The 23,880-nt window shown below is 70.7% G+C and carries 26 protein-coding genes; 10 read left to right on the top strand and 16 right to left on the bottom strand.

Translation table 11 applies throughout. From position 1 onward, the window contains the following. Positions 1-63: 63 nt before the first annotated feature. The 4 genes from HBH26_RS00465 to rpoD are packed head-to-tail and all read left to right on the top strand — an operon-like array spanning position 64 to position 4,894. Positions 64-534, top strand: coding sequence for a GatB/YqeY domain-containing protein (locus tag HBH26_RS00465; protein WP_168132598.1), 471 nt, complete (start codon positions 64-66; stop codon positions 532-534). Between the two features lie 45 nt (positions 535-579). Next, the gene (locus HBH26_RS00470; protein WP_239024488.1) at positions 580-993 is read left to right on the top strand and encodes a GIY-YIG nuclease family protein; all 414 of its coding nucleotides are present in this window, start codon (positions 580-582) and stop codon (positions 991-993) included. Further along, the gene (gene dnaG / locus HBH26_RS00475; RefSeq protein WP_168132599.1) at positions 990-2,846 is read left to right on the top strand and encodes a DNA primase; all 1,857 of its coding nucleotides are present in this window, start codon (positions 990-992) and stop codon (positions 2,844-2,846) included. The genes HBH26_RS00470 and dnaG overlap by 4 nt, the downstream gene beginning before the upstream one ends. A gap of 17 nt (positions 2,847-2,863) precedes the next feature. Next, complete coding sequence (gene rpoD, locus HBH26_RS00480; protein ID WP_168132600.1) at positions 2,864-4,894, top strand: RNA polymerase sigma factor RpoD; 2,031 nt, start codon at positions 2,864-2,866, stop codon at positions 4,892-4,894. Between the two features lie 39 nt (positions 4,895-4,933). Here the strand turns inward: rpoD and HBH26_RS00485 are convergent, their stop codons facing one another. Then, positions 4,934-6,610 (bottom strand): M28 family peptidase, encoded by a 1,677-nt coding sequence (locus HBH26_RS00485; RefSeq protein ID WP_168132601.1) that lies wholly within the window; start codon positions 6,608-6,610, stop codon positions 4,934-4,936. A gap of 125 nt (positions 6,611-6,735) precedes the next feature. Between HBH26_RS00485 and HBH26_RS00490 the strand changes: the two genes are divergently transcribed. The 5 genes from HBH26_RS00490 (at position 6,736) to HBH26_RS00510 (ending at position 11,112) form a co-directional block, all read left to right on the top strand. Further along, positions 6,736-7,392 carry a DUF6975 family protein gene (locus HBH26_RS00490; protein WP_168132602.1) on the top strand — a complete coding sequence of 219 codons (657 nt, stop codon included), beginning with the start codon at positions 6,736-6,738 and terminating at the stop codon, positions 7,390-7,392. 65 nt (positions 7,393-7,457) lie between these two features. Further along, entirely contained in the window at positions 7,458-8,312 is an 855-nt protein-coding gene (locus tag HBH26_RS00495) for an AAA family ATPase (protein ID WP_168132603.1), read from the top strand. Between the two features lie 80 nt (positions 8,313-8,392). Continuing rightward, entirely contained in the window at positions 8,393-9,322 is a 930-nt protein-coding gene (locus HBH26_RS00500; protein ID WP_168132604.1) for an AraC family transcriptional regulator, read from the top strand. Between the two features lie 10 nt (positions 9,323-9,332). Next, positions 9,333-9,872 carry a CHAP domain-containing protein gene (locus tag HBH26_RS00505; protein WP_168132605.1) on the top strand — a complete coding sequence of 180 codons (540 nt, stop codon included), beginning with the start codon at positions 9,333-9,335 and terminating at the stop codon, positions 9,870-9,872. Positions 9,873-9,933: 61 nt separating this feature from the next. Beyond that, complete coding sequence (locus tag HBH26_RS00510; RefSeq protein ID WP_168132606.1) at positions 9,934-11,112, top strand: vWA domain-containing protein; 1,179 nt, start codon at positions 9,934-9,936, stop codon at positions 11,110-11,112. 3 nt (positions 11,113-11,115) lie between these two features. On the opposite strand, the gene HBH26_RS00515 is transcribed toward HBH26_RS00510, so the two are convergent. The 4 genes from HBH26_RS00515 to HBH26_RS00530 are packed head-to-tail and all read right to left on the bottom strand — an operon-like array spanning position 11,116 to position 13,626. Further along, positions 11,116-11,850: a ribonuclease T2 family protein gene (locus HBH26_RS00515; protein ID WP_338057194.1), complete on the bottom strand. Its 735-nt coding sequence runs from the start codon at positions 11,848-11,850 to the stop codon at positions 11,116-11,118. Continuing rightward, positions 11,847-12,293 carry a hypothetical protein gene (locus HBH26_RS00520; RefSeq protein WP_168132607.1) on the bottom strand — a complete coding sequence of 149 codons (447 nt, stop codon included), beginning with the start codon at positions 12,291-12,293 and terminating at the stop codon, positions 11,847-11,849. Before HBH26_RS00520 ends, HBH26_RS00515 begins: the two co-directional genes overlap by 4 nt. Continuing rightward, complete coding sequence (gene nadC, locus HBH26_RS00525; protein ID WP_209308248.1) at positions 12,290-13,147, bottom strand: carboxylating nicotinate-nucleotide diphosphorylase; 858 nt, start codon at positions 13,145-13,147, stop codon at positions 12,290-12,292. The genes HBH26_RS00520 and nadC overlap by 4 nt, the downstream gene beginning before the upstream one ends. Beyond that, positions 13,144-13,626 carry an SH3 domain-containing protein gene (locus tag HBH26_RS00530; protein ID WP_338057195.1) on the bottom strand — a complete coding sequence of 161 codons (483 nt, stop codon included), beginning with the start codon at positions 13,624-13,626 and terminating at the stop codon, positions 13,144-13,146. Before HBH26_RS00530 ends, nadC begins: the two co-directional genes overlap by 4 nt. A gap of 97 nt (positions 13,627-13,723) precedes the next feature. Here HBH26_RS00530 and HBH26_RS00535 point away from each other — a divergent pair, with 97 nt between their 5' ends. Then, entirely contained in the window at positions 13,724-14,719 is a 996-nt protein-coding gene (locus tag HBH26_RS00535; RefSeq protein ID WP_168132609.1) for a 2-hydroxyacid dehydrogenase, read from the top strand. Positions 14,720-14,725: 6 nt separating this feature from the next. On the opposite strand, the gene HBH26_RS00540 is transcribed toward HBH26_RS00535, so the two are convergent. From HBH26_RS00540 to HBH26_RS00590, 11 genes are all read right to left on the bottom strand, one after another. Beyond that, positions 14,726-15,307, bottom strand: a complete 582-nt coding sequence (locus HBH26_RS00540) for a PilZ domain-containing protein (protein WP_168132610.1) — start codon at positions 15,305-15,307, stop codon at positions 14,726-14,728. Positions 15,308-15,341: 34 nt separating this feature from the next. Beyond that, entirely contained in the window at positions 15,342-15,605 is a 264-nt protein-coding gene (locus tag HBH26_RS00545; RefSeq protein WP_168132611.1) for a hypothetical protein, read from the bottom strand. Positions 15,606-15,618: 13 nt separating this feature from the next. Further along, on the bottom strand, positions 15,619-16,641 hold the full coding sequence (locus HBH26_RS00550; RefSeq protein ID WP_168132612.1) for a chemotaxis protein CheB: 1,023 nt from the start codon (positions 16,639-16,641) through the stop codon (positions 15,619-15,621). A gap of 28 nt (positions 16,642-16,669) precedes the next feature. Then, positions 16,670-17,104, bottom strand: coding sequence for a chemotaxis protein CheW (locus HBH26_RS00555; protein ID WP_168132613.1), 435 nt, complete (start codon positions 17,102-17,104; stop codon positions 16,670-16,672). A gap of 20 nt (positions 17,105-17,124) precedes the next feature. Beyond that, positions 17,125-17,502 carry a response regulator gene (locus HBH26_RS00560; protein ID WP_168132614.1) on the bottom strand — a complete coding sequence of 126 codons (378 nt, stop codon included), beginning with the start codon at positions 17,500-17,502 and terminating at the stop codon, positions 17,125-17,127. Between the two features lie 11 nt (positions 17,503-17,513). Continuing rightward, complete coding sequence (locus HBH26_RS00565) at positions 17,514-18,104, bottom strand: chemotaxis protein CheD (protein WP_168132615.1); 591 nt, start codon at positions 18,102-18,104, stop codon at positions 17,514-17,516. After that, the gene (locus HBH26_RS00570; RefSeq protein ID WP_168132616.1) at positions 18,101-19,126 is read right to left on the bottom strand and encodes a protein-glutamate methylesterase/protein-glutamine glutaminase; all 1,026 of its coding nucleotides are present in this window, start codon (positions 19,124-19,126) and stop codon (positions 18,101-18,103) included. The genes HBH26_RS00565 and HBH26_RS00570 overlap by 4 nt, the downstream gene beginning before the upstream one ends. Then, complete coding sequence (locus tag HBH26_RS00575) at positions 19,123-19,971, bottom strand: CheR family methyltransferase (RefSeq protein ID WP_168132617.1); 849 nt, start codon at positions 19,969-19,971, stop codon at positions 19,123-19,125. Before HBH26_RS00575 ends, HBH26_RS00570 begins: the two co-directional genes overlap by 4 nt. Continuing rightward, a complete protein-coding gene (locus tag HBH26_RS00580; RefSeq protein WP_168132618.1) occupies positions 19,968-22,064 on the bottom strand; it encodes a chemotaxis protein CheA in 2,097 nt (698 codons plus the stop codon). The genes HBH26_RS00575 and HBH26_RS00580 overlap by 4 nt, the downstream gene beginning before the upstream one ends. A gap of 10 nt (positions 22,065-22,074) precedes the next feature. Next, entirely contained in the window at positions 22,075-22,338 is a 264-nt protein-coding gene (locus tag HBH26_RS00585; RefSeq protein ID WP_168132619.1) for an STAS domain-containing protein, read from the bottom strand. A 68-nt stretch (positions 22,339-22,406) separates the two neighbouring features. Next, positions 22,407-23,825, bottom strand: coding sequence for a methyl-accepting chemotaxis protein (locus HBH26_RS00590; protein WP_168132620.1), 1,419 nt, complete (start codon positions 23,823-23,825; stop codon positions 22,407-22,409). Positions 23,826-23,880 lie beyond the last annotated feature (55 nt).

Here is a 23,880-nt window from a genome sequence, read left to right on the forward strand (position 1 = left end):
TCGCTAAGCCCCGCCCGCTAGAGACGCGGCACCGGCGCGTCAACGCATAAGGGACGAGACGACATGATACGCGACGACATCAAGGCCGCGCAGATCGCCGCCATGAAGGCGGGCGACAAGGAGACGCGCGCCGCGATCTCGCTGATCCAGGCGGCGGTGAAGAACCGCGACATCGAGGCGCGCGCCCCTCAATCAAGAGCTGGCAAGGCGCCGGAGGACGACGACGCGCTGGTCGTGGAGGTGCTGCAGAAGATGGTGAAGCAGCGCCGCGAATCGATCGAGATGTACCGCAAGGGCGGACGCGAGGAACTGGCTGCTTCCGAGGAGGCGGAGGTCGCGGTGATCGAGCGCTTCCTGCCCGCGCAGCTGGACGAGGCCGCGACAAAGGCGGCGATCGAGGCGATCAAGGCGGAGATCGGTGCGAGCGGGATGAAGGACATGGGCCGGGTGATGGCGGAACTGAAGGCCCGGCACGGCACGCAGTTGGACATGAGCAAGGCGAGCGGATGGGTGAAGGGGGCTTTGGCCGGCTGATGGTCCGTTCGTCCTGAGCCTGTCGAAGGACGTGTGGCGCACGAAATGCTCGACCGAATCATCCCGCTGTGGCACGCGCGAACGATGGCGTTCTGGGTGTATCTTCTCCGCTGCGGAGACGGCAGCTTCTACGCCGGCCATACAGACGCACTCGACGCTCGCATCGCTGCGCACCTGAACGGCAAAGGAAGCGACCACACGGCACGGCGGCAGCCGGTCACCTTCGCATGGGCACAGGGTTTCCCTAGCAGGATCGAGGCTCTCGAAAGCGAGCGCCGGATCAAGGGCTGGTCGCGTGCCAAGAAGGAGGCGATGATCGTCGGCGATTGGGAGCGCGTATCTCGATTGGCATGTTCGAACGGCGCACGTCCTTCGACAAGCTCAGGACGAACGGTGGACCCGGGAGCCGTTCGTGCTGAGCCTGTCGAAGCACGTGCGTTAGGCGCGGCCAGCCGATGAGTCTCACCCCCGCCTTCCTCGACGAGCTTCGCGCACGCACGTCGCTGTCCGCGCTCGTCGGCAAGACGGTGAAGCTGACCAAGGCGGGGCGCGAGCACAAGGGCTGCTGCCCCTTTCACAACGAGAAGACGCCGTCGTTCTACGTCAACGACGACAAGGGCTTCTATCACTGCTTCGGCTGCTCGGCGCACGGCGACGCGATCCGCTGGATGACCGACCAGCGCGGGCTGCCGTTCATCGACGCGGTGAAGGAACTGGCCGCCGCCGCGGGGCTGGAGATGCCGGCGCAGGACAAGCGTGCGGTGCAGAAGGCGGAGCGGGCGAAGTCGCTGCACGACGTGATGCAGGCGGCGGCGGAGTGGTTCGAGACGCAATTGGGCGGGCTGGACGGCGCGGAGGCGCGCGCATTGCTGGAACGGCGGGGGATCGCCGAGGCGACCCGGCGCGCGTTCGGCATCGGCTATGCGCCCGACAGCCGCTCCAAGCTGCGCACCGCGCTGCGCGACTTCGGCGACGCGATGCTGATCGAGGCGGGGCTGCTGATCCAGGTGGACGGCCCAACTGGACCTCGGGAGCCGTACGACCGCTTCCGCGGGCGGTTGATGATTCCGATCAGGGACGCGCGCGGCAAGGTGATCGCCTTCGGCGGGCGGATCATCGGAGAGGGCGAGCCCAAGTATCTGAACTCGCCCGACACCCCGCTCTTCGACAAGGGGCGCACGCTCTACAACCTCGACCGGGCGTCCGCCGCCGCGCGCAAGGCCGACCGCGTGTTCGTGGTCGAGGGGTATATGGACGCGATCGCGCTGGCGCAGGGCGGCATCGCGGAGGCGGTGGCGCCGCTGGGCACCGCGCTGACCGAGCATCAGATCGAGCGGCTGTGGCGGATGGTCGACGTGCCGACGCTCTGTCTCGACGGCGATGGCGCCGGGCAGAAGGCGGCGGTCCGCGCCGCGCATCGCGCGCTGCCGCTGCTGCAACCGGGAAAGAGCCTGTCGTTCGTCACGCTGCCCGACGGGCAGGACCCGGACGACGTGATGAAGAAGGGCGGCGCCTCCGCTTTCGAGGAGCTGGCGCGCCAGCCCGAGGCGCTGGTCGACCGGTTGTGGAAGCACGAGCTGGCGGCCGAACCGCTGGTCACGCCGGAGCAGCGCGCGGGCCTGCGCGCCCGGCTGCGGGAGCTGGCCAACACGATCGCGGACAAGGAGGTGCGGCTGGAATATGTCGCGGCCTTCAACACCCGGTTGTGGGACTTCTCGCATCCCGAGCGACCGAGCCAGTCGTTCCGCACCTTCGACAACGGCAAGCGCGGCAAGGCGCCGTACCAGCCGGTGTCCGAGCGCGTGCTGGCGATCTCCAAGGCCGGGATCGACCAGGTCACGATCGTCCCGGCGCTGTTCCGCGGGCTGATCCTCTATCCCGACATGATCCGCCCGCTGTCCGAAACGCTGGTGCGCATCCCCGTCAACGCCATCCGGCTGCGGCAGGTGCGCGAGCGGCTGCTGGACGCCGCGCTGCACGAGGACGCCCTTGATTCCGCGCGGGTGCTGACCATCTTGCGGCAGGATGCCCTCGAACCCGTGGTGAAGAAGCTTGGGGAGGTGACGCTTGCGTTTTCCTTCCTCGCTCATAAAGCCGAGCCTGAACAGGCGCGGCGCGACCTCGCGCTCGTGGCGGAGAAACTGGACGTCGGTCCCGCGATCGAGACGGAGATCGCCGAGGCGCGGACACGCTACTCGGACGGCTGGAACGAACGCGATTACGAGGAATATGTCCGGCTGCTGAAGGCGAAGCAGCGGATGGACGAGGTGTTCATGGACGCGCTGCTGCCGGACGAGGCACCGGCAGCGTGAGCGATTGAAGGACGATTATGGCGAAGACGAACGGTGGCGGGATGGAAGACGGCGCGGACGTGGCCGACGCCCCGTTGATCGACCTCAACGATGCGAACGTCAAGAAGCTGATCGCCCGCGCGAAGAAGCGCGGCTACATCACCTACGATCAGCTGAACGAGGCGCTGCCGCAGGATCAGATGACGTCGGATCAGCTGGAGGACGTGATGTCCGCGCTGAACGAGATGGGCGTCAACATCGTCGAGAACGAGGAGCAGGGCGAGGACGGCGAGACCGAGGAGCGCGCCGACGACGACGAGGCGGAGGCGGTCGACACCGAATCCGACGGCTCCGCGCCGGTCATCGAGAAGAAGAAGGAGACGGTCGATCGCACCGACGATCCCGTCCGCATGTACCTGCGCGAGATGGGGGCGGTGGAGCTGCTGTCGCGCGAGGGCGAGATCGCGATCGCCAAGCGCATCGAGGCCGGCCGCGACACGATGATCCTGGGCCTGTGCGAATCGCCGATCACCTTCAACGCCATCATCGACTGGTCCACCGCGCTGAACGAAGGGACGATGCAGCTGCGCGAAATCGTCGATCTCGACGCGATGCTGAACAAGGGTCCGTCGGCCGAGCAGGTCGAAGGCGCGGACGAAGACGACAACGGCGAGATCAGCGAGAAGACCGCGGGCGCCAGCATCAAGGAAGAGGAAGAGCCCGAGGAAGCCGCCGCCGACGAGGAGGATGAGCTGACCGAGCGTCGCGCGCCGCGCCCCAGCGACGACGACGACGAGGACAACACGCTGTCGCTGGCGCAGATGGAGGAGACGCTCAAGCCGCAGGCGCTGGAGAAGTTCGCCAACATCACCGCCATCTACAAGAAGTTCGGCAAGATGCAGGAGAGCCGGCTGGGCTCGATGGCGTCCGGCGGCGAGCTGTCGGCGGCGGAGGAGCGCAAGTACCAGAAGCTGCGCGAGGAGCTGACCGCCGAGGTGGAGAGCGTCCAGTTCCACCAGACCAAGATCGAGTATCTGGTCGACCAGCTCTACAGCTACAACCGGCGCCTGACCGCGCTGGGCGGCCAGATGCTGCGGCTGGCCGAGCGGCACAAGGTGAACCGGAAGGATTTCCTCGACCGCTACATGGGTCATGAGCTGGACGAGAGCTTCCTCGCCAACGTCAACGGCCTGGACAAGAAGTGGACCGCCTTCGCCACCAACGAGGCGGGCGCGGTGGACCGCATCCGCACCGAGATCAGCGAGATCAGCCAGCAGACCGGCATGGCGCTGGCCGAGTTCCGCCGCATCGTGAACATGGTGCAGAAGGGCGAGCGCGAGGCGCGGATCGCGAAGAAGGAGATGGTGGAGGCGAACCTGCGCCTCGTGATCTCCATCGCGAAGAAGTACACCAACCGCGGGCTGCAGTTCCTGGACCTGATCCAGGAAGGCAACATCGGCCTGATGAAGGCGGTGGACAAGTTCGAGTATCGCCGCGGCTACAAGTTCTCGACCTATGCCACGTGGTGGATCCGCCAGGCGATCACGCGATCGATCGCCGACCAGGCGCGCACGATCCGCATCCCGGTGCACATGATCGAGACGATCAACAAGCTGGTGCGCACCAGCCGCCAGTTCCTGCACGAGCAGGGCCGCGAGCCGACCCCGGAAGAGATGGCGGAGCGCCTCTCCATGCCGCTGGAGAAGGTGCGCAAGGTGATGAAGATCGCCAAGGAGCCGATCAGCCTCGAAACGCCGATCGGCGACGAGGAGGACAGCCACCTGGGCGATTTCATCGAGGACAAGAACGCCGTCATCCCCGTCGACGCCGCGATCCAGGCGAACCTGAAGGAGACGGTGACGCGGGTCCTCGCCTCGCTCACCCCGCGCGAGGAGCGCGTGCTGCGGATGCGGTTCGGCATCGGGATGAACACCGATCACACGCTGGAGGAGGTCGGCCAGCAGTTCAGCGTGACCCGCGAGCGCATCCGGCAGATCGAGGCGAAGGCGCTGCGCAAGCTGAAGCACCCGAGCCGCAGCCGCAAGATGCGGTCGTTCCTCGACCAATAGGCTCGTGTGCCCCGGCCCGGTCCTGACCGGGACGGGGCACTATTTGTCGTTGCTGTACACCGCCACGCTCGGCGCCATCGCATCCAGCCGCACCGACAGCGCCACGCCCGCTGCGGCGACGAGCAGCATCGCGGCAAGCGTCAGCGCGATACGACGGCGCACCGGGCCGGCGAGCGGCAGCAGCGCCGAGGCCGCGATCGCCAGCGGCAGCAGCGCCGCCTGCGGCGTCGTCGGCCCGACCGCCTGCATCAGGAAGAAGCCGAAGCCGAGCACGTAGCCGACGACCAGCGCGGCGACCGCCGGCGACAGCCATCGCCACCCGGCGCCGGCGGCCAGCCCGCCGAGCATCAGCGGGATCGCCAGCGGGTAGCTCGCCGTCGGCGCGGCCGCCTGGGCGAGGAGGCCGAGCAGCGCGAGCGGCAGCGCCGCCCCGGCGACGATGCCCGGCGTGGCAGGGCGGCGCAGCACGAACGCCGCGACGCACGCCAGCGCCGCGCCGCACGCCACCAACGCCTGCGCCTGCAACCGCGGGACGGCGGCGAGCCGGTCGTAGTAGTTCACCGGCCCGTCCGCACCCGACAGCAGGTTCAGCAGCGTCAGCGCCGCCGCCGCGAGGACGACCAGCGCGACCATCGCCCCCGCCCCCCGCGGTACCGCGGCGAGGTCCCGCCGCGCCGCGACCGCGTAGCCGGCGATGCCGATCGCGAGCCACAGCCAGCCGAGCGCCGCGGGATAGCCGACGAGGAACAGGCCATAGGCGTCGAAGAAGGTCCGGTCGGGCGCGGCGCGCGGCAGCGTGGGGGCGGCGAGCAGCGCGCGCGTCAGGTCCAGCACCTGCCCGCCCATGTCCTGCACCGCCCCGGTGTCGACGATCGCAGGCGTGGAGAGCGGCGAGTGGTAATAACCCGCGCGGCCGATGAAGGCGAAATTCCAGCCCTGCCAGCCGCCCTTCTTCGCCGGCGTGAAGTCGGTGCTGTTGGGCAGCCGCTCGTAGATGAAGGCGGACAGCGAAGTGGCGACCGGGCCGCCGACCGCCCGTGCGAACAGGCGCATCCCCTCGCCGTTGCCGCGCCCGGTCTCGAACATGGCGGCACGCCCGCCGCCGCCGCGCGACTCCAGGTTGATGACGCTGCCGACGCGGGTGCGCGCCGGGTCGGCCGAGAAGAAGGCGCGGGCGCCCTCCAGCCCCAGTTCCTCGCCGTCGGTCAGCAGCAGCATCAGGTCGCGCCGCGGCGGGCCGGCGGTTCGTACTGCGCGCGCGACCTCCAGCGCGGCGGCGACCCCGCTCGCATCGTCGGCCGCGCCGGGCGAGCCCCACACGCTGTCGAAGTGCGCCATCAGCAGCACCGCGGGCAGGCGCCGGTCGCGGCCGCGCATCGTCGCCACCAGGCTGACCACCGCGGGCGCTGGCGCGGGCCGTCCGCGCCACCGGTCCAGCTTCCTGCGGCCGCTCGCACTCAGCGTCGAGCGCAGCGGCCGCACCTCCATGCCCAGCGCCTGCAATCGTCGCGTCAGATAGGCGCGCACGCGGGCATTCTCCGCGCTGCCCGTCGGGTGCGGCGCACGGGCGATGGCGCGCACGTCGCGCATCGCCCGGCCGGCGGAGAACTCGCGCGCAGGCGCATCGGACGGCGCGGCGCGCGGCGGCGTGGTGGCGAGGACCGCCAGCAGCGCGGCCCCCGCCAGCGCGATCACCATCGCGAACCAATTGCGCATCGCGCCCTCCCCGTTCGTCTTTTTCTCGCAGGATGCCAGCGGCTCGGCGGCGGTCAAGCCACGTAAACCCCGCCTTTACGCTGTGCGCGATATCGCCGCCCCGTCCGGTTTGAGTGGAGATGGGCATGGAAGCGGCGAATCTGGCCAGCAGCGGTCCATCCGCGACGATCCTGGCGCTGGTGGCGGCGGACGGCACGGCCGCGGCCGACCACGCCGCCGCCCTCAGCCGTCCCGGCGCCGCGCTGCGCGACGTCGCCGACGCCATCCACACCCTGTGCATCCTGCACGGCAGCCTGCCCGGCATCGTCGATCACGTGAAGGACGGCTGCACCGACCCGACCGCCCGCGCCTGGCTGGACATCGCCGCCACCGCGGTGACGGCGGAGCGCGGCGCGCTGGCGCGGCTCGCCTCCGCGGTGGGGCCGCAGCCGTCCACTCCGGGCCAGGCCGCCTCCGAAGGGGCCGTCACCGGGCAGCGCCACGCGCTGGACATGCTGGCGCGGTCCGATCGCGCGGGCTGCGCGCTCGGCACCGCGCTCGCCTTCGTGCTCGATTGGGCGGCGGTGCGCGGGGTGCTGGATGCCGGAGCGGCGCGGTGCGGCGTGGCGCCTCTGCCGCCGTTCGGGCCGCTGGTCGCGGAGACTCGCCACTTCCTCGCCGGGCTGGAGCCCGGCTTTTCGACGCAGCGCGCCATGGTGTTCGGGGCGCAGCAGATGCTCGCGCAGCATCGCGGGCTGTGGCACCTGCTGGAGGCGCGCGCCTCCGCCCGCGCGGCACGGTAGCTTGCGCCCCGCGCGCGATTGACGCTATCGCCGTACCCGGTTTTGGAACGGGACGGGATGGGTCGATGGAGCGGTTCGAGGGCACGCAGGATTATGTCGCCACCGACGACCTGAAGGTCGCCGTCAACGCCGCCGTCACGCTGCGCCGGCCGCTGCTGGTGAAGGGCGAGCCCGGCACCGGCAAGACCGTCCTCGCTCACGAGATCGCCAAGGCGACCGGCGCGCCGCTGATCGAGTGGAACGTCAAATCGACGACGAAGGCGCAGCAGGGCCTGTACGAGTATGACGCGGTCGCCCGACTGCGCGACGGCCAGCTGGGCGACGAGCGCGTCCACGACATCGCCAACTACATCCGCCGTGGCAAGTTGTGGGAGGCGTTCACCGCGCCGCAGGTGCCCGTCCTGCTGATCGACGAGATCGACAAGGCGGACATCGAGTTCCCCAACGACCTGCTGCAGGAACTCGACCGCATGGAGTTCCACGTCTACGAGACGAAGGAGACCGTGCGTGCCGCGGAGCGGCCGATCGTGGTCATCACATCGAACAACGAGAAGGAGCTGCCCGACGCCTTCCTGCGCCGCTGCTTCTTCCACTACATCAAGTTTCCCGATCGCGACACGATGCAGGCGATCGTCGACGTCCACTTCCCGGGCATCCAGCGGATGCTGGTGAGCAAGGCGATGGACATCTTCTACGAGGTGCGCGACGTGCCGGGCCTGAAGAAGAAGCCGTCGACCAGCGAGCTGCTCGACTGGCTGAAGCTGATCCTGCACGAGGACATGCCGCTGGAGGTTCTGCAGAACCGCGACCCGACCAAGGCGATCCCGCCGCTCCACGGCGCCCTGCTGAAGAACGAGGCCGACGTGATGCTGTTCGAGCGTCTGGCCTTTATGGCGAGGAGACAGACTAACAAGGGTTAAGCTTTCGTTCGATCCCGTCTTTCGTCCGCTTTGTCGCATGTTAAACTGTAACAAAACGGGTAAACCGACTTGGGGGGCGGATGATCGAGAGCGGGACGCACACCGTGGGTGTGCGAGTGGAGGATTTCGGCCTGCCGCCGGGGACGGCGCTGCGTGTCGACCTGCCGGCGCCGGCATTGCGGCCGTTCCTGACGCACTATCACGTGCTCGATTCCGATCCCGGCCTCCACGACGGCGTGGTCAGCTGGGCGCTGCCGGGATGGCCGCTGATCCGCCTGATCCTGACCGACGCGCCGATGACGCTGCGGATCGGCAACCGCCTGTACGATCCGATCCCGCCGGCCGCCCTCTACGGCTTCGCCAGCCGCGCGCGCCAGATGACCACGCACGGCGGGGTGACGGTGGGCATCGGCCTGACCCCGCTCGGCTGGGCGCGGATGATCGCCGCTCCCGCCGATCGCCTGCGCGACCAGGTGGTGCCGCTGGAGGACCACCTGCCCGCCACGCGCATCGCGGCGCTGCGGCGCGACCTGCGCGACAGCGACGGCAGTCGGGAAGTGGCGGCGCTGCTGGACGCGTTCTTCGCGCCGCTGCTGGCCGTACCCAACCGGGCGGAAGCGGGCATTGAGATGCTGATGCGGCTGGTGGCGGACGACCGCGTCCACGACATCGCGACCGCGAGCGAGGCGGCGGGCATGAGTCAGACGACGCTGCGGCGCCTGGCCACGCGATACTTCGGCTTTCCGCCCAAGACGCTGCTGGTGCAGCAGCGCTTCCTGCGTTCGCTGCGCCGGATGCTGATGGCGGGCAACAAGCCGGATTACTCGCAGATCGCACCGACCTATTTCGACAAGTCGCATTTCCTGCGGGATGCCGACCGCTTCCTCGGCATGACGCCGCGGCGCTTCATGCTGCTCGACAACCGCTATATGCTGGCCGTCATGCGCGCGCGCACGCTGGTGACGGAAGCGGACCGGGCGGGCGACGATGCGTTAACCATGGCGCGATAGGATGCGGCGGATGCGCTCCCCTCTCCTCGCGCTCGCCCTGGCGGCGCTACCGGCGGCACCGGCCTCCGGCGCCTCGCTGCTGGATTATGTCGGCCAGTGCGTTCCGTTCGCGCGGGCGGCGTCGGGCATCGCGATCTACGGCGACGCCTGGACGTGGTGGGAACAGGCGGCGGGCCGCTATCGCCGCGGCTCGACGCCGCGGGTCGGCGCGGTGATCGTGTTCGAGCGGTCGGCGCAGCTGCGCCTCGGTCACGTCGCCGTCGTCAGCCGGGTGGTGGAGGCGCGCACGGTGATGCTGACCCACGCCAACTGGTCGCGGCAGAACGGCGCGCGCGGCCATGCGGAGCAGGACGTGACGCTGCACGACGTGTCGCCCGGCAACGACTGGAGCCGCGTGCGGGTATGGTACCGCGACACGGGCGGATTGGGCGGCACGGTCTATCCGGTGGCGGGTTTCATCTACGGCGACGCCGCGCCCGCAGCGGAGCTGACCGGCGCGGCGCCGGACGACGTCGGGGCGCTGATCGACGCCTATGTGACGGCACGCTGAGCAGACCCGTTCTTCGAAACCCGGCTGGACAGCCGCGTCCGCCCGCGCCACGGTGGCGCCCATGTTCCTCCACTTCCTCGACGAGCTCCGCGCCGCGGGCATCCCGGCCAGCCTGAAGGAGCATCTGATCCTGCTCGAAGCGCTCGATCGCGACGTGATCGACCGCTCGCCGGAGGAATTCTACTATCTGAGCCGCGCGGTCTACGTGAAGGACGAGGGGCTGCTCGACCGCTTCGACCAGGTGTTCGGCAAGGTCTTCAAGGGGCTGGAGACCAGCTACGCGCCGGCGGGCGCCGAGGTGCCGGAGGACTGGCTGAAGGCGGTGGCCGCCAAGTACCTGACCCCCGAGGAGATGGAGGCGATCAAGTCGCTCGGTTCCTGGGACGAGATCATGGAGACGCTGAAGAAGCGGCTGGAGGAGCAGCAGAAGCGCCACCAGGGCGGCAGCAAGTGGGTCGGCACCGGCGGTACCAGCCCCTACGGCAACAGCGGCTACAATCCCGAGGGCGTGCGGATCGGCGGCGAATCGAAGGAGAAGCGCGCGATCAAGGTGTGGGACCAGCGCGAGTTCAAGAACCTGGACAACACGCGCGAGCTGGGCACCCGCAACATCAAGGTGGCGCTGCGCCGGCTGCGCAAGTTCGCGCGCGAGGGCGCGCAGGACGAACTGGACATCGACGCCACGATCGACGGCACCGCGCGTCAGGGCTGGTTGGACGTCCACATGCGCGCGGAGCGGCGCAATGCGGTGAAGCTGCTGCTGTTCCTCGACGTCGGCGGATCGATGGATCCGTTCGTCAAGCTGGTGGAGGAGCTGTTTAGCGCGGCGACGACCGAGTTCAAGAACCTGGAATTCTTCTACTTCCACAATTGCCCGTACGAGGGCGTGTGGAAGGACAACAGGCGCCGGTTCCAGGAACGCACGCCGATGTGGGATGTGCTGCACAAGTTCGGCCACGACTACAAGCTGGTCTTCGTCGGCGACGCCGCGATGAGCCCGTACGAGATCACGCATCCCGGCGGGTCGGTCGAGCATTTCAACGAGGAAGCGGGCGCGGTGTGGATGCACCGGATGACCACCACCTATCCCGCCGCGGTGTGGCTGAACCCCGTGGCCGAGGCGCAGTGGAACTACTCGCAGTCGACGAAGATCATCAGGGAGCTGATGACCGACCGCATGTATCCGCTGACGCTGGCCGGGCTGGACGACGCGATGCGCGAACTGACGCGCAAGCGGTGACGCTCAGCGCGGGCCGTCCGGACCTCGCCAGATCCGCAGCCGCTCCGACGACGCCGCGCCGCCCTGGTGCGCGGGGCAGGCCCGATAGCGGAAGCGGGTATCGGCGCAGAGCCAGATCTCGTCCAGCCAGCCCTGCCGCGTCGTCGTGACGCGCATCATCGACGCGCGCATCCCGGGGTTGGCGCGCGCGACCTCCTCCGCCAGCGCCCCCACGGTCAGCGCTGGCCGACGCGACAGCGCGTCCATGTCGGGAAAGCGCAAGGCGCGATACATCGCCGTCGATCGCGCGAAATAGCGGTCGGCCGTGCTGCCCGCCATGCAGGTGCCGTGCTTGGCCCATTCGTGCTGCAGCAGCTGCGCAGACGGCGTGGCGCACAGGTTGCGGCGGATCGTGGCGCGGGGGAGGATCGCGGTGGGGCGGCAATATTGCGGCCACTCCTTGCCCACGCCATCGGGCCACAGGCCGTGCAGCGTGAAGCCGAAGCGGCTGCCGCCGCCGCACTGGAAGCGCGACGCCGCGCGGTCTCGCGCGGTGCGGCAATATTCCGGCGACCAGCTGATCGCGAGCGTGTAGCTGCCGATGGGCAGGCGGCGGACCGGCTGGCGATCGTCGGGCAGGTCCGGCGACGGCCGCGGCACCTCGCGCGGTACCGCGCAAGACAGCGCCTGTGCGTGGGCCTGCGCGGGGACTTGAGCGGAGATGGCGCCGGTCAGCGCGGCGGCGAGCGGGAGCCTCACGCCTCCTCCTCCGCCGGCTCAACCGCGGCGTCATCCTCGCCGAACCACTCGCGCGCGTCCTCGCCGAACAGCGGGAAGACCGACGCGACGGTCAGCGCCGAGGTGACGAGCGCCAGCAGCTTGAACGGCATGGTCGCCCCGCCCGGCCGCACCAGCGCGATCACCTCCACCACCAGCAGCACCGCGGACACCGCCGCCGCGGCGATGGCGAGCCACTTGCCCGCCACGCTGCCGCGCCGGGCGGCAAGGTACCAGATGCCGACGTTCGCCGCCGCCATCGCGACGAGGAAGGCCGCGAGCACCCAGCCGTTGCCCCGCCCCGCGGGCTGCGCCTCGAACTGGGCGACGCGGGTGGACCAGGTGAGCGCCTGCTGCGCGATCCACAGCACGAGCGATAGGAGGAACAGCCGCTCGAAAGCGGTGACGGAGCGGGGGCGGATCACGCGGGGGAGCTTTCGGAGGCGAGGTTGAAGTCGAGGCCGATGTCGGCGGCGGGCGCCGACTGCGTCAGGCGGCCGACGCTGACGTAGGTGACGCCGGTCTCGGCGATGGCGCGGATCGTGTCCAGCGTGACGCCTCCCGACGCCTCGGTCGGCACGCGGCCGCCCACCAGCGTCACCGCGCCGCGCAGCACCGGGGGCGGCATGTTGTCGAGCAGCAGGTGCGTGGCCCCCGCGGCGAGCGCGGGTTCGATCTGGTCGATCCGATCGACCTCGACGATGATCCGGGCGATGCCGGCCGCCTTCGCGCGCGCCGCCGCCGCACCGACGCCGCCCGCCACGGCGACGTGGTTGTCCTTGATCATCGCGGCGTCGAACAGCCCCATGCGATGGTTCCGCGCGCCGCCGGTGCGCGTGGCGTATTTCTCCAGTCGGCGCAGGCCGGGGATGGTCTTGCGCGTGTCGAGCAGGGTGGCGCCGGTGCCCGCGATGCGATCGACATAGGCGCGCGTCATCGTGGCGATGCCGGACAGGTGCTGGACGGTGTTGAGCGCGGATCGCTCCGCGGTCAGCAGCGCGCGCGCGCGGCCGGCGACGCGCATCAGCTCGCTGCCCGCGGGCACGCGGTCGCCGTCGGCGACCAGCAGCTCGATCGTGGCCCCGGCATCGAGCCGGCGGAAGAAGGCGGCGGCGATCTCCAGCCCGCACACGGTGATGGCGTCGCGGCTGTCCATCACCGCGTCGAAGCGGGCGTCGGCGGGGATCACCGCGGCGGACGTGACGTCCCCCTCCTCGCCCAGATCCTCGGCGAGGGTCGAGGCGACGAAGGCGTCGAGATCGAAACCGTCGATGGTCAAGGCAACGTCTCCCCCACCTCGACACCCCACAGGTCGCGCTGCTCCACGTAGCCCGCCTGCCCCTTCACGTCGAAGCGGCACCAGCCGCCGCCGCACTCGCTGACGCGGCCGACCACGCCGGGCGCAGCGCGATAGGCGACACGGGTGCCGGCGGGGCGGTCGCGCATCTCGATGGGCTGGGGTGCGGTGACAATCGCGGTCCGCCGCTCGCTGACCAGCGCCTTCAGCATCCAGCCGGTGGTGCCGCCGGGATCCTCCACCTTGCGCCAGTCCTGGAACGCGTCGACGACCCGCACCGGCAGGTCGGGCCGGACGTACAGCCAGCTGGCGGGGAAGTTGCGCCCCGGCCCGGTGCGCATCCGCGCCTTGGCCGCGGCGATCGAGGCGAAATAGGCGGGCTTCTTCGCCGGCGCCTGCTGCGCGGACGCGCCGCTCGCCGCGATCGCACCGGCCACCACCGTCAGAAGAACCCCTCGCACCCGTACACCCCCGCTTCCCTCGTTCCTCCTCCTTGCCGCGCGGCGGCGGCGGCATCAACCGTTGACGCGACCGCGGCGCACGGCCAATCCCGCTTTCATGGTCGAGCGTCGCTGTCCCCACCCGAAAGTGATCGTCACGCGCGAGCTGCCCGACGCGGTGATGACGCGGCTGGAGGACCTGTTCGACGCGACGAACAACCGCGGCGATGCGCCGATGCCGCGCGAGGCGCTGGCCGCGGCGATGCGCGAGGCGGACGTGCTGGTGCCCGCCGTCACCGACACGATCGACGCCGCGCTGATCGCGCAGGCGGGCGAGCGGTTGCGGCTGATCGCGAACTTCGGCGCTGGCGTGAACCATATCGACCTGAAGGCGGCGCGGGCGCGCGGCATCATCGTCACGAACACGCCGGGCGTCTTGTCGGAGGACACCGCCGACATGACGATGGCGCTGATCCTGTCCGTTCCGCGCCGGCTGGCGGAGGGCGAGAAGCTGGTCCGGTCGGGCGAGTGGAAGGGGTGGAGCCCCGGCGGGATGCTGGGCTATCGCATCGGCGGCAAGGCGCTGGGCATCGTCGGCATGGGACGCATCGGGCAGGCGGTGGCGCGGCGCGCGCGCGCGTTCGGCCTGTCGATCCACTATCACAACCGCCACCGCCTGCCCAAGGTGGTGGAGGCCGAGCTGCACGCCGAATGGCACCCGAACCTGGACGAACTGCTGGGCGCGGTGGACATCCTGACGCTGCACACGCCGCTGAACGCCGACAGCCGCGACCTGATCGACCGCCGCCGCATCGCGCTGCTGCGCCCGCACGTCTTCGTCATCAACGCCAGCCGCGGCGGCATCCTGGACGAGGATGCGCTGGTCGAGGCGCTGGAGGCGGGCCGCCTCGCCGGGGCGGGGCTGGACGTGTGGCGGCACGAGCCGGAGATCGACCCGCGGCTGCTGGCGCTCCCCAACGTCGTCATGACGCCCCACATGGGCTCGGCCACCTACGAGGGGCGCGTGGCGTCGGGCGAGCGGGTGATCCAGAACATCCGCATGTGGGCCGACGGGCATCGTCCGCCCGACCAGGTGCTCGAAGGCTGGGCCTGACCCGCCCTATCGGCGCTCGACCTCGTGCAGCCAGGCGGTGACGTCCGCCATGCCGAACGGGCGGTCGAACAGGCAGCCGTAGTGCGTCCGCTGCCGGCGCAGCACGCGCGCGCCGATCGGCGGCAGGCCGGGCAGGTCCAGCCGCACGCGCCCCAGCGCCAGCGGATCGTCACAGGCGAGGCGAAGGCCGTGGGTGGAGATGTCAATCGTCGTGCCCTGCCACGTGCCGGACGCGTCGGTGATCGCGACCGGCTGCGCGATCGTCAGCCGCGGCATCCGCCGGCGCAGCTCCGCCTCGCCGCCGCCGCTGCGGTCCAGCACGTGCGACAGCGGCGTCTTTCGCTCGAATTCAAGCCCCGCCCGCCCGTCGCGCACCCAGCGCACGCGCGCGGGGATACGCACGCCGGTGGCGACGACCAGATCGAGCGCGTCGTCCACCGCCAGCGGCACGATCGTCTCCACCATCGCCCCCTGCGTCGACAGATTGCGGATGATGCCCAGGCCGCGCCCCCGCGCGGCCTCGATCGCGGAGGCGCGATGAAGCGTGATGGTGCGCGTCGCCGCGCGGTTCTCGACGGGACGCGCCACCTCCGCGCCTTGCCCGGAGGCGGCCGGCACCGCGCTAGCCATGCGCCTGCCCCATCCTGGCTCTCAGCGCATCCAGCCGGATCGCCGTCAGCGGATCCTCGCCGGCGACGCGGCGGCGCAGGACGCCGGCGATCTCGCCCAGCACCTGCGTCACCTGGTCGAAGCATTGCAGCGCGGCCATATGCCCGGCGGCGATGGCGGGATCGCTGCACAGCGCCGCCGCCGACGTCTCCAGGCTGACGCCCGCCCGATCGAGCTCGTCCGCCAGCCGCTCGTCGAGCGCTCCCCCGGCGGGCACGGGGTGCCGCGACCTAACCACGGCACAGGCCGAGCACGGTCGTGCGGACCTCGCCGGGCTTGACGGGCTGCGTCGCCATGCCGCGACCGAGCTCCAGTCCCGCGGCGCCGTCCTCTGCGGGCGCAATGGCGAAGCCGCGCGCGGCACGCAGCGCCGCGACCCCCTGCCCGCCGTCCTCCCCATTGGTCAGCAGCACGCCGATCGTCTGGTCCGCCGCGGTCTTCGCGAAGGTGGCGAGCATCAGCGAGATGGAGGGGCGCTGGCCCGCGAACGGCGGCTTGTCGAGCAGGCGGATGCGCCCACCCGGCCATTGATCGACGTAGACGTGCCGGTCGCCGGGCCGCGCGACGACGATCGTCCCGCGCTCCAGCGGCAGGCCGTCGCTCGCCTCCACCACGCGCGGCCCGACTGCCTCCGCCAGCTGCGCGATCATGCTGTCGGCGAGTTCCGGGCGCATGTGCTGGATGACGATGGCGGGCGGGCCGTCGACCGGCCAGCCGGACAGCAGATCGAACAGCGGTTTCGTGCTGGCGACGTCGGCGCCGATCGCGACCAGCTTGCCGTTCCAGGGGAAAGGCTCGCCCGTGGCGGCCTTCGCCACCTTCGCCCCGCCGGAGCCGTCGTGCAGCGCCGCGAAGCGCGCCGGGGCCTCCTTGATCGTCTTCGTCAGCTTGCCGACCACCTTCTGCAATTCGTCCGGTGTCGCGCGGGTGGGCTTGGGATAGCAATCCACCGCGCCGAGCCGCAACGCCTCGATCGAGCTCTCCGCCCCCTTCGCCGTCAGGGTGGAGAACATGATGACGGGCATCGGCGTCTTCTCCATCAGCTCGGCGAGATAGTCGATTCCGCTCATCCCCGGCATCTCGACGTCCAGCGTCATCACCGTAGGCTTGAGGCTGGCGACCATCGCACGCGCCTCCGCCGCGCCGTCGGCGAGGCCGACGACCTCGATGTCCTTGTCCTTCTCCAGCATGCCCGCGACGAGCGCCCGCATGGTGAGCGAATCGTCGACGACCAGAACCCGCGCCTTTGCCATTGTCGTATCCTGTTGAGCGAAATGAAGGTCAGGCCGCCTCGGCGCGCGGCACCGACAGCCGGTCGAGGTCGAGCACGAGGATCATGCGGTCGTCGACGGTCGCCAGCCCCTCCAGCAGGGCGGCGGCCTCCACCGAGCCGACGTCCGGCAGCGGCTGCATGTCCTCCGCGCGGACGGTCACGATGTCGTTCACCGCGTCGACGATCACGCCCTGCAACTGCTCGCCGATGCGCACGACGATGATGACGTGGCGCGTCGTGGGATCGGTGAGGCCCCAGCCCATCCGCATGCGCAGGTCGAGCACGGGCAGCACCACGCCGCGCAGGTTGACGACGCCGCGGATGTGCGGCGGTACGTTGGGCAGCGGCGTGGCGGGGGACCAGGCGCGGATCTCGCGGATGGCCATGATGTCGATGCCGAGCGACTGGTCGCCCAGTTCGAAGGTGATGAGCTGGCGGGTCATTGTCCGTCTCCTTGCGCGGATCAGATGAGGACGCGGCGCACCGCCGCGGAGAGCTTCACCGGATCGAACGGCTTCACGATCCAGCCGGTGGCGCCGGCGCTGCGGGCGCGTGCCTTCTTCTCGTCGGAGAATTCGGTGGAGAGGACGAGGATCGGCACGTTGGCCCAGCGCGCCTGCGCGCGCAGTGCCTCGATCAGGCCGAAGCCGTCCATGCGCGGCATGTTGATGTCGGTGATGACGAGGTCGGGCGTCACCCCATCCTCGTCGTCCTCCAGCCGCTCCAGCGCGTCGACGCCGTCCACGGCGCTGGTCACGGCATAGCCTTCGCCCGCCAGCGCGTTGCGCAGCAGGGCCCGCATGCTGGGCGAATCGTCCACGGTCAGGATCGTTTGCATCATCGGTTGGTCCTTCAGAACAGGTCGAGGTCGCCGCTTCCGGCGGGAACGGGAGGAGGCACGCGGCGGATCGGCGGGGGTGCCGCGTCGGGCACCAGGCGCGAGCGCGAGCGGCCGTGCGCCGGCTGGAACTCCACCCGCCGGGCCGCGCGCCCGCCCAGGTCCTGCTTCAGCACCGGGATATGCTCCTGCTCGAGGAAGCGGATCGCGAAGGCGGCGTTGGCGCTGCCGATCGCGCGCATCCCGGCGTGCAGGTTGGCGCCGCCGTAGAGGTGCGCGCGCAGCCGCTCGCGACGGGCACCATGACGCAGCATCTCGTTGATGAGCAGCTCCATGGCGTGGACGCCGTAGCGATGCTCCGCGGCGGCATCGACGACCTGGCCGGGCTGCGGTTCGCCGAGCAGGAAATGGTTGATGCCGCCGACGCTGGCGCCCGCGTCGAACAGGCACGCGGCGACGCAGCTGCCCAGGATGGTGCTGTACAGCACCTCCGGATCGGCGGAGACGCCGCGCTCCCCCTGCACGATGCCGAGGTGGCGGAACCCGTCCGCGCGCAACGGCGCGACGGTCCGGCGCGGGGCCGGTGCGGGCACGGGAGCGGTCATGCCGCGGCCATCGCGGCTTCGGCGATCCGGCCGAGCGGCAGCTGGCGGCCGACCGCGCCGGTCGCGAAGGCCACCTGCGGCATGCCGTAGACGACGCTGGTCTTCTCGTCCTGGCCGATCGTGCGCGAACCGGCCGAGCGCATGTCGAGCAGCCCCGCCGCGCCGTCCGCGCCCATGCCGGTCAGGATCACGCCGACCGCCGGCAGGCCGAGCCGCGCCACCGAGCGGAACAGCACGTCGACGGACGGGCGGTGGCCGCTGACGGTCGCCCCTTCGAACAGGCGGATGCGCGGGGCGGACGCGCCGATCACCTCCATGTGCTGCGATCCGCCGGGCGCGAGATAGACGTGGCCGCGCTGAAGCATCGTGCCGCTGCGCGCCTCTTCCACCCGCGGCGGGCAGAAGCGGTCCAGCCGCTCGGCGAAGCTGGCGGTGAACATGGCGGGCATATGCTGGACGATGACGGTGGGCGGACAATCCGACGGAAAGTCGCCGATCACCGACAACAACGCCTCCACCCCGCCGGTCGAGGAGCCGATCGCGACCAGACGCGCGTCGCCCCCCGGCACGCCGGTGCGGTGCCGCTCCACCGCACGCTCGCGCCGCGGCGCGTCCGGCCGGCGCACCGGACAGCGCGCGGCCGCGCGGACGAGCCGGGCGAGGCGATCGTCGTCCATCGCCGCGGCGATCGACGTCGGCTTGGCGAAACAGTCGAACGCCCCCGCCTCCAGCGCGCGCAGCGTCACCGCCGCCGCTTTCTGCGTCAGCGAGGACACGATGACGACCGGCATCGGGCGCAGCGCCATGATCTTCTCGAGGAATTCCAGCCCGCTCATCCCCGGCATCTCGATGTCGAGGGTGACGACGTCGGGATTGAGCTCCTTGATCGCGCGGCGGGCCTCCACCGCATCCGCCGCCTCCCCGACGACCTCGATACCGGGATCGTGGCGCAGCATGGAGGAGACGAGGCCGCGCATGGTCGCGGAATCGTCCACCACCAGCACCCGGACGCAGCGGTTCATGCGACCCTCCGATAGATGGTCTGACCGACCGGTTCGAACAGCGGCACCGCGGGGCCGATGACCCGTTCGGAATGGCCGATGTAGAGATAGCTGCCGGGCGCCAGCAGTTCGGCGAAGCGCGCCAGCAGCCGCTCCTTCGTCGGCTCGTCGAAGTAGATCATGACGTTGCGGCAGAAGATGGCATCGAAGGGCCGGCGGATCGGCCAGGGTTCCAGCAGGTTGAGCTGGCGATAGCTGACGATGCGCCTGGCTTCGGGCGCGATCACCATCTCGTCGCGTTCGGCGCGCGTCCAGGCGCGGCGGAAGCGATCGGGAACGTCCTTCGCCATTTCCGCCGGGTAGCGCCCGGCCGTCGCGGTCGCGAGCACGTGTGGCGCGAGATCGGTGGCGAGGATCGCCACGTCGCGCTGCGCCAGCCGCGCGCCGGCGGCCTGGTCCTCCCCCAGCAGCGTCATCGCCAGCGAATAGGGCTCCTCCCCACTGGAACTGGCCGACGACCACAGTCGCACGCGCCCGCCGCGCTCCGCCTGCTCGACGAGGCCGGGGCGCACCACCTTGGAGAAGTGCTTGAAATGATGATCCTCTCGGAAGAAGCGCGTGTGGTTGGTGGTCAGCGCGAAGATCGCCTCGCGCCGCGCGTCGGCATCGTTGCGCAGCAGCTCGACATAGGGGCCGAAGCCCGTCATCCCGCGCCGGCGCACCTGCTTGGCCAGCCGCGAGTAGACCATCTGGCGCTTGCCGTCCGTCAGCATGATGCCGGAATGGGCGTGAGTCATCCGCGCGATCGTGGCGAAGTCGGCGTCCGACAGCGCGAACTCGCCGACATGGGCGCGTGCCGCGGTCATGCCGCCAGCCCCAGCGCGAGGTCGCCGCGCTGACGCTGCACCAGCGTCTCCACATCGAGGATCAGCGCGACCCGACCATCGCCCAGCACCGTGGCGCCGGACAGGCCCGCGACGGGGGCGTAATTCGCCTCCAGGCTCTTCACCACCACCTGGCGCTGGTCCTGGATGCCGTCGACCATCAGGATCGACTGGCCGGCGTCGGTCTCGACGACGATCAGCACCGCCGCCGACGCCTCCGCGCACGACCCCTCCACGCCGAGCAGACGCCCAACCGGCAGGATCGGCAGATAGTCGCCGCGCACGTCCAGCACCGCCGCGTCCGGCCCGAAGCGGCGCACCTCGCCGGCCTGCGGGCGCAGGCTCTCGACCACGTGGGCGAGCGGGATGACATAGGTCTGCGCGCCGACACTGACGACCATCCCGTCGAGGATCGCGAGCGTCAGCGGCAGCGTGAGCGTGAAGGTGGATCCCTTGCCGAACACCGAGGTGATGCCGATCCGTCCGCCCAGCGCCTGCACGTTGCGGCGCACCACGTCCATGCCGACGCCGCGACCGGAGATGTTGGACACGGTGGCGGCGGTGGAGAAGCCCGGGGCGAAGATCAGATTCTCGATTTCCTCGTTCGACAGGTTGGCGTCGGGCGCGATGATGCCGCGCTCCACCGCCTTGGCGCGGACCTTGGCGGTGTCGATGCCGCGGCCGTCGTCGGACACGGAGATGACGATCCGGCCCGAGCGATGCTCCGCCGCGAGGCGGACCGCGCCCTCGGCCGGCTTGCCCGCCGCCACGCGATCCTCGGGCGATTCCAGCCCATGGTCGACCGCGTTGCGGATCATGTGCGTCAGCGGCTCGCCGATGCGCTCGACCACGGTCTTGTCGACCTCGGTCATCTCGCCTTCCACTTCCAGCCGCACGCGCTTGCCGGTGCCCGCCTCCAGCTCGCGGATGATGCGGGGCACGCGGCTGAATACCGACTTCACCGGCTGCGCGCGGATCGACATCGCGCTTTCCTGCAGATCGCGGGTCAGGTGATCGAGATCGGACAGCTCGTCGATCGCGCCGACCCCGTGCAGCGACAGGCGCTGCGCCAGCATCGCCTGCGTGATGACCAGCTCGCCGACCAGGTTGACGAGCCGGTCGAGCTTGTCGAGCTCGACGCGGATCGTTGCCGAACCCGACGCCTTGCCGCCGTCGTCGGGCACCGTGGCGGGCGGGGGAGATGCGGCGGGTGCGGCGGGTGCGACCGGCGCGTCCTTCGACGCGGCGGCGGCGGCGGGGGCGGGCGTGGCGCGCAGCGTGGGCGCCGTCGCTTCCGGCGCCGGATCCACGGTCGCCTCGTGCGTCGCGATCGTCACGACGGCGCCGTCGGGCATGAAGTCGAACAGGGCTTCGAGATCGGCGCGCGCGATGGTGCCGGGAACGGCCAGCGTCCAGCCGAGCATGCACTCGTCGACCGCCAGCGCGTGCAGCCGGGGCAGCGCGTCGAGATCCAGCGACAGCACCGAGGCGCCGATCGCTTCCAGCTCGCGTAGCAGCGGCAGCGGGTCGCCCCCGTTGTCGAACGCGGCGCGCCCCGGGCGGAAGGCGACGTGCCACGGCGCCGGCGCCTCGGCCGGCAGATCGATGTCGGCCATCAGCGCGTCGAGGTCGAAGTCCATCTCCTCCGCCCCGTCCTCCGCCACGGGCACCGCCGACGCGTCGGCCGGCTGCTCCGCGCCGCCGCTCGCGGCCGCTTCCAGCCGGGCGAGGACCGCGGCGTCCGCCGGGGCCGGGCCGCCGCTCTGCGCGCTGGCGACGTGATCGCTCAGGACGTCGAACGCGGCGAACAGCAGCCCGACGAGGTCGGGCGTCGCCGACAGCTCACGCGTGCGCAGCAGGTCGAGCACGGTTTCGAGATGGTGCGAGAAGCATTGCAGCGGCTCGAACCCGAATGCCCCTGCCCCGCCCTTGATCGAGTGGACCGCGCGGAAGATGGTGTTGATCGTCTCGCCATCGCCGGCGCCGTCGCGAACCTCGGCGAGGTTCGTTTCGACCGTGGCGAGCCCTTCCTCGCATTCCTGGAAGAAGATCGCCTGGATCTCGTCGAGCTGCATGGCCAGTCCTTCAAACGTCTGCGGCGAGCAGGAAGCCGGCGCCGGCAGTACGGGCCGCGGCCTGAAGCGCGGCGCTGGGGGTGATGATCGTCAGGCGGTGCCCCGCCTCCGCGGCGGTGGCGCGGGCGCTGAGCAGCAGCTGCAGCCCGGCCGCGCCGACCCGCTCGACGGCGGCACCGTCCACCACGATCGGCCCGCGCACCGCGCGGAAGGTGTCCGCCAGCGCGGTGGCGGCGGTGAGGTCGAACATGGCCGGGAGGGTGACGGGCGTCATCGCATCGATCCTTCGCGAGCAGTAAGGGAGACCGGGTCGCGCCGCGGACGCGCGACCCGCGGGACCGGTCAGAACTGCGACCAGTCGTCCTCGTCGGCCTCCACCGCCAGCGCGAGCGCGCCGTTGGTCTGCGGCCGACGCTTGGCCACCACGCGGGTCGGCGCGGCACGGCGGGCCGGTGCGGCGGCCGGCGCCTGCGGCTCGGCCGCGCGCTCCTCCTCCGCCAGGCGGAACCGGGCGACGTGGCGGGCCAGCTCGTCCGCCTCGCTCGCCAGGCTGCGCGCGGCGGCGGTCGATTCCTCCACCATCGCGGCATTCTGCTGCGTGACGTGGTCCATCTCGCCGACCGCGGTGTTCACCTGCTGGAGGCCCGAGGCCTGCTGCTCGGCGGAGGCGGCGATGGTGGAGACGAGCGCGCTGATCTCGTTGATGCGCGCGACGATCCGCTCCAGCGACTTGCCGGTCTCTCCGACCAGCTCGACGCCGCTCTCGACCTGTTCGGAGCTTGCCATGATCTTGATCTTCACGTCCTTCGCCGCGTCGGCCGAACGCTGCGCCAGCGCGCGCACCTCGGACGCGACCACCGCGAAGCCGCGGCCGGCATCGCCCGCGCGCGCCGCCTCGACGCCCGCGTTCAGGGCCAGCAGGTTGGTCTGGAAGGCGATGCCGTCGATCACGCTGATGATCTCCGAAATCTCCTGGCTCGACTTCTCGATCCCGCCCATCGCGGTCACCGCCTCGCGCACCACGCGGCCGCTCGCCTCGGCGTCGTTCTTCGCCTCGCCGACCACCGCGTTGACGCGCGCGGCGCCCTGCGCCGTCTCGCGGACGGTGGAGGTGATCTCGTCCATCGACGCGGCGGTCTCTTCCAGGCTGGCCGCCTGCTGCTCGGTCCGGTGCGACAGGTCGTCGGACGCCGCGCTGATCTCCGACGAGGCGGTGCGGATCCCGGTGGTCGAGCGGGTGACCGCGACCAGTGCGCCGCTCAGCTCCTCGACCGCGGCGTTGTAATCCTGCCGCAGCCGGTCGTAGTCGGCCGGGAACGGGTCGTCGATCCGCGCGCTGAGATCGCCCCTCGCCAGCCGGCCGAGACCGGTGCCCAGCGCGGCGACGATCTGCTCCTGCGCGGTGCGTGCGACGGCGATCTCGCGGGCATTGTCGCGGAACACCCCCATCGCCCGGGTCATGCGGCCGACGCAGTCGCGGAATTCGGTATAGCCGATCGGCGAATCGAGGTCGCCGCTGGCGAGCCCTTCCATCCGCACGACGGTGTTCACGTAGGGCGTGGTGATGAGCCTGGCGCTGATGACGCCGATCAGCGCGGTGACGCCCAGGGCGCCGCCACCGATCGCGAGCGCCGCTTCGCCGTGGCCGGCATTGGCATAGGCGATGGCGCCCAGCGACACAGCCGACGTACCGGTGTAAGCGATCAGCAGCGTCCGGAATTTCGTACGGATCGGCGCGTTCTTCTCAAACCAGCTAAACATTCCCAAGTCTCCTCACCAGCGCTTGGCGCGCTCCGTCAGAGGAGTGGCGCGCCGT

The sequence above is a fragment of the Sphingomonas corticis genome, from assembly GCF_012035195.1.
Taxonomy (GTDB): Bacteria; Pseudomonadota; Alphaproteobacteria; order Sphingomonadales; family Sphingomonadaceae; genus Sphingomonas; species Sphingomonas corticis.

Excerpts from the sequence above, each read along its gene's own strand:
- HBH26_RS00465 (WP_168132598.1), top strand. The coding sequence starts at position 64 with ATGATACGCGACGACATCAAGGCCGCGCAGATCGCCGCCATGAAGGCG.
- HBH26_RS00470 (WP_239024488.1), top strand. The coding sequence starts at position 580 with ATGCTCGACCGAATCATCCCGCTGTGGCACGCGCGAACGATGGCGTTC.
- dnaG (WP_168132599.1), top strand. The coding sequence starts at position 990 with ATGAGTCTCACCCCCGCCTTCCTCGACGAGCTTCGCGCACGCACGTCG.
- rpoD (WP_168132600.1), top strand. The coding sequence starts at position 2,864 with ATGGCGAAGACGAACGGTGGCGGGATGGAAGACGGCGCGGACGTGGCC.
- HBH26_RS00485 (WP_168132601.1), bottom strand. The coding sequence starts at position 6,610 with ATGCGCAATTGGTTCGCGATGGTGATCGCGCTGGCGGGGGCCGCGCTG.
- HBH26_RS00490 (WP_168132602.1), top strand. The coding sequence starts at position 6,736 with ATGGAAGCGGCGAATCTGGCCAGCAGCGGTCCATCCGCGACGATCCTG.
- HBH26_RS00495 (WP_168132603.1), top strand. The coding sequence starts at position 7,458 with ATGGAGCGGTTCGAGGGCACGCAGGATTATGTCGCCACCGACGACCTG.
- HBH26_RS00500 (WP_168132604.1), top strand. The coding sequence starts at position 8,393 with ATGATCGAGAGCGGGACGCACACCGTGGGTGTGCGAGTGGAGGATTTC.
- HBH26_RS00505 (WP_168132605.1), top strand. The coding sequence starts at position 9,333 with ATGCGCTCCCCTCTCCTCGCGCTCGCCCTGGCGGCGCTACCGGCGGCA.
- HBH26_RS00510 (WP_168132606.1), top strand. The coding sequence starts at position 9,934 with ATGTTCCTCCACTTCCTCGACGAGCTCCGCGCCGCGGGCATCCCGGCC.
- HBH26_RS00535 (WP_168132609.1), top strand. The coding sequence starts at position 13,724 with ATGGTCGAGCGTCGCTGTCCCCACCCGAAAGTGATCGTCACGCGCGAG.
- HBH26_RS00550 (WP_168132612.1), bottom strand. The coding sequence starts at position 16,641 with ATGGCAAAGGCGCGGGTTCTGGTCGTCGACGATTCGCTCACCATGCGG.
- HBH26_RS00555 (WP_168132613.1), bottom strand. The coding sequence starts at position 17,104 with ATGACCCGCCAGCTCATCACCTTCGAACTGGGCGACCAGTCGCTCGGC.
- HBH26_RS00560 (WP_168132614.1), bottom strand. The coding sequence starts at position 17,502 with ATGATGCAAACGATCCTGACCGTGGACGATTCGCCCAGCATGCGGGCC.
- HBH26_RS00565 (WP_168132615.1), bottom strand. The coding sequence starts at position 18,104 with ATGACCGCTCCCGTGCCCGCACCGGCCCCGCGCCGGACCGTCGCGCCG.
- HBH26_RS00570 (WP_168132616.1), bottom strand. The coding sequence starts at position 19,126 with ATGAACCGCTGCGTCCGGGTGCTGGTGGTGGACGATTCCGCGACCATG.
- HBH26_RS00575 (WP_168132617.1), bottom strand. The coding sequence starts at position 19,971 with ATGACCGCGGCACGCGCCCATGTCGGCGAGTTCGCGCTGTCGGACGCC.
- HBH26_RS00580 (WP_168132618.1), bottom strand. The coding sequence starts at position 22,064 with ATGCAGCTCGACGAGATCCAGGCGATCTTCTTCCAGGAATGCGAGGAA.
- HBH26_RS00585 (WP_168132619.1), bottom strand. The coding sequence starts at position 22,338 with ATGACGCCCGTCACCCTCCCGGCCATGTTCGACCTCACCGCCGCCACC.
- HBH26_RS00590 (WP_168132620.1), bottom strand. The coding sequence starts at position 23,825 with ATGTTTAGCTGGTTTGAGAAGAACGCGCCGATCCGTACGAAATTCCGG.